This is a genomic window from Aulosira sp. FACHB-615 (assembly GCF_014698045.1).
In the GTDB taxonomy this organism is placed as follows: Bacteria; Cyanobacteriota; Cyanobacteriia; order Cyanobacteriales; family Nostocaceae; genus Nostoc_B.
The window spans coordinates 1-3,564 of record NZ_JACJSE010000079.1 but is presented as its reverse complement, the minus strand read 5'-3'; the positions used below and the strand labels follow the sequence as shown (position 1 = coordinate 3,564).

The following is a 3,564-nucleotide window of genomic DNA, read 5'->3' as shown; positions in this document are numbered from 1 at the left end:
TCATTCCACTCATTTGTAACGATTTTCTCGCTCCAGTGCGGATTGTGGGAATTTTCTTTTTAATCATTCATACACCGAACTTGTGTAACGAAACAATAAGTCGCACATCGCGTTAGCTTTAGCTTCCAAAGCTTTTAATAAATCAGTTAATTGCTCTTTCTCAATGTTCTTGATGTCAGTTTTAGATATATTTTGGATGAGTGAATTAACTTGTAAGTTTGGCTTACCTTGTTTTTCAGGAGAGTGTTTAGCAATAGTTTCTCCAACTAAAGCACGGGTTTGAGCTACAGTTAGTTTTTGCTGCAAAACTTGTGATGTTAGATTTTGTCTAATTTCCTTGGCTTTAAGCTCTTCAATTCCCAGATTTTTGGCATTGAGCTTCTGTAAGGAACGAGCATGATTAGCACCAAGTCCTAAGTGCCGAATCGCATTCTTTAAATCTTGAGGAAGGCGTAAGCACGGAAAGACATTGGCATCTATAGATGCTGGATTTTGCTGAAAGCGGAGTAATAACATAAAAATATTACACTCTATTGCATCCAAGCCAAAATCATCAATGTGTTTTGTCTGTTCTTCCCTAGTGCTACTAACAAGTTCAGTTAATTGAGGTAAGAGTTTTTTAGTATTTAGTCTAACGATGGCTCGTCTAACTGCTTTGATCACTTCTTCTTGTTCAATATCAAAAGCTAACTTAGCTTGTTGTACTAAACCTTCAGCTAAATCTAATTCATTTAAACTTTCTCGGTGAAGACTAGTTAATAAAGTTTGTGCGTGTAGTTCGGCTTCAGAAAGTTCTTTCGGAAGCATAACTGCATCCAACATATCAATTTCTGGTTGTAAATATTCTGCAACTGATCTCCATCGCCGTTCTCCATCAAACAAGAGATTCCCTGGCAACAATATAATAGGCTCTTGTTGCCCTTCTTCTTTAATTGAAACAGCCATACTGCGAATACTCTCTGCTGTAAATGTCTGTCTTGCCTGTTTTGGATTGGGCTTAACTTGACTGTAATGAATTTTAAATACACCTGATGCTTTAAGATGTTCTCTTAAATCTTCGATTGTTTGATTAAGATAATTACGCTCTTCTTCCGCAAGATTTCTATCTGCTTGTTCTTTTTTTAATTGCGTGATTTCTGCTTGTAATTCTTCTATCTGTTCTTCAAGCTCAAATATTTGTTGTGAACCAGCGGCACCAGCAAACATTCCAAGCACACTTGGTTTTTGAGACGTTGACATTATTGACCTCTTATAATTTTTAACTCTTGAATTAAGGCTTCAACAATTGGGATAAAATCTGCTCTGGCTTCTCTACCTGGTCTATAAATTCCTAGAGGTACCCCTCTTCCTGAAGCATTGAGAATATCTGCTGATTCCCTAATTGGATGAAAATACTTAATGCCCAGATTCTTACAAACTATTGGTAATTCTTCAACAATACTTCTATGCGCTACCCAGTCACTCCGCCACCGAGTAGGAACAATACCTAGAATTTTTGGAGCAGGCTTTAATCTCAATCTTTTGCAGTTGTAATAATACCACTCAATCATTGCCGCAGCACTTTGAGAAGCTTTATACTCCGGTTGAATAGGAATTAATACATGACTAGAAGCGGCTAGTGCCGTTAATGGTAAAGGTTCTAGAGTCGCTGGGCAGTCAATAATTACAAAATCATGTGGTAATGGATAGTCGCTGAGTCTATCTGCTAAAAGATAAGCTCCTCTTAAGTCTTTTGAAACCTTTTGAATAGTTTCATGCAGTTTTCGCCCTCCTTTACAGACTTGAATTTTATCAATTTTATTTTGCCAAGCCGAAACTAAAGGCCAATGCCCATTAAAATTTGCATCGTAAACATCTGCCATTGTTCCAGATGCTTCAACTGAGGCTAATCCACAAAATAATGTCAATGATTCATTAGGATCTATATCCAGCAAGGCAACTGAGTAACCACGAACACCTAACTCGTAAGCCAGATTGTAGGAAACAGTACTTTTAGCTACCCCTCCAGCGTTTGTTTCAATTGATAGGATTAAATTTGCTGACATGACAGTTTTTATCGATTAAGTATAGTTCATACTTGAAGTGCTGAGATAACGTTATCTCAGGTTTGATTATTTTTGAAATAATCTTATCTCAGGTTTGATTAAACTTTGTCAAAAATAATTCTAGATGCAGCAAATACAAGGTTATAAGCGACTGAACTATTACCATTCAAGATTTAAAAATGGGTTAAATTCAAACTATTTATTCTGAATTAAGTATTTAGGTTCTATTTTGCCTTTATAGTACAATTGTTCTTTTTACGGTTGAAATCGCTCAAAGCAAATTACACTCAATGCTTCTGGTATGCCATTATCCAGAAGCATTTTGCTTATCTCAGCGATCGCCTCACGAAGACTTCTGAAAATCAACATCACTTCGATAAACCTTAGCCCTGGGCTTACCTTTTTTAGCTGGTGCAGCTACAGAAGACTTCTTAGGTGGTACTGGAGGACGGCAGGTTTCGCAGTATAAAGGGCGTGGGCCATACGTCTCACGAGAGGTTGTTTGTTCGCACTGCTTACAGACAAAGTTGAATGTGCGCGTGTGGATTTGCCGTTTGTGCGCTCTGACGGTGTACTCTTGGACTTCTATGTACTTGCTAGGCATTAGTTATATCATGTAGTTAGAACTCAAGACTCAGCATTTTACAATTAAGCGATCGCCGTGTCCTCAACTATAGCTATTTCTAGAATAGCGACAACTGCCCAGGCGAGAGCCTGTTTTCTCTGCTTGGGGGCTGGGGGAATATTGTTTGTGCGGGGATTAAGCAGTATCGTGATTTCCCGTCAAATCTTGTGTACCCACGTTTCTCCCTTCGCTGCTGTAGCTTTTGATAGTTGTCCAATGCGGCTTGATAATCAGAGAAATCCAAGTCTTGTGATTTACCGAATCCCTTTTTGACGGCACTACCCCAAGTTTTGGTGATGACCCACTCACCAAATACATTCTGACACAGCCTTAAAGTGTAAAATCGCGTGTGCCGTTGCCACTTGCATTCTTGCCAGAGGTCGAGTCGGTAAATAGTTTGCTCAAGCATATTTTCATACACAAGCCCTTTTTGTATAATACTTAAATGCCAGCAAATCACAAACGCTACGCGAAAGTTTTGTGGAAAATGTTGGACAAATAATTATGACAAATCAAATCTTTGTAGCAGTTGCGGATGGTAGCCAGCGCCGATGGACTGATGCAGAAAAAGAACTAATCAGCAGTAGCCCAGAACTAATTGAACAACTCAAAGGGTGGCTGGAAAATTCATTGTCTGACTTTTGTTGGAATGTAGAAAATTATCGTTTTCTGCGGGGATTAATCAGTCCAGAGTCGGAAGCAAAATCCTCTGTCGATGTCGATGAGGAAATTCCGTTTTAACAATTTATTCTAGACCTCCTGTTTTCACAGGAGGTTTATTCGCTTCGCTAGTTGCCATTGAAAACTCTCTCGTACTTCAGGAGAAAAACAATGGAAACTCTACAATCCACACTAACCTACGCTATCGAAATCGTTGTTATGAGCTTCGTCACC

5 protein-coding genes are annotated in these 3,564 nt (G+C 38.8%); 1 reads left to right on the top strand and 4 read right to left on the bottom strand.

Translation table 11 applies throughout. The annotated features are described in order from the left end of the window. Positions 1-63: 63 nt before the first annotated feature. The 4 genes from H6G77_RS35235 to H6G77_RS36715 form a co-directional block, all read right to left on the bottom strand. Positions 64-1,206, bottom strand: a complete 1,143-nt coding sequence (locus H6G77_RS35235; protein ID WP_190874144.1) for a ParB N-terminal domain-containing protein — start codon at positions 1,204-1,206, stop codon at positions 64-66. 32 nt (positions 1,207-1,238) lie between these two features. After that, complete coding sequence (locus tag H6G77_RS35230) at positions 1,239-2,045, bottom strand: ParA family protein (protein ID WP_190874143.1); 807 nt, start codon at positions 2,043-2,045, stop codon at positions 1,239-1,241. 343 nt (positions 2,046-2,388) lie between these two features. Further along, positions 2,389-2,649, bottom strand: coding sequence for a hypothetical protein (locus H6G77_RS35225; protein ID WP_190595297.1), 261 nt, complete (start codon positions 2,647-2,649; stop codon positions 2,389-2,391). A 79-nt stretch (positions 2,650-2,728) separates the two neighbouring features. Beyond that, positions 2,729-3,079, bottom strand: a complete 351-nt coding sequence (locus H6G77_RS36715) for a WGR domain-containing protein (RefSeq protein WP_199331755.1) — start codon at positions 3,077-3,079, stop codon at positions 2,729-2,731. Between the two features lie 95 nt (positions 3,080-3,174). On the opposite strand from H6G77_RS36715, the gene H6G77_RS35215 reads away from it, so the two are divergent. Next, entirely contained in the window at positions 3,175-3,411 is a 237-nt protein-coding gene (locus H6G77_RS35215) for a hypothetical protein (RefSeq protein ID WP_190874142.1), read from the top strand. Positions 3,412-3,564: the final 153 nt, after the last annotated feature.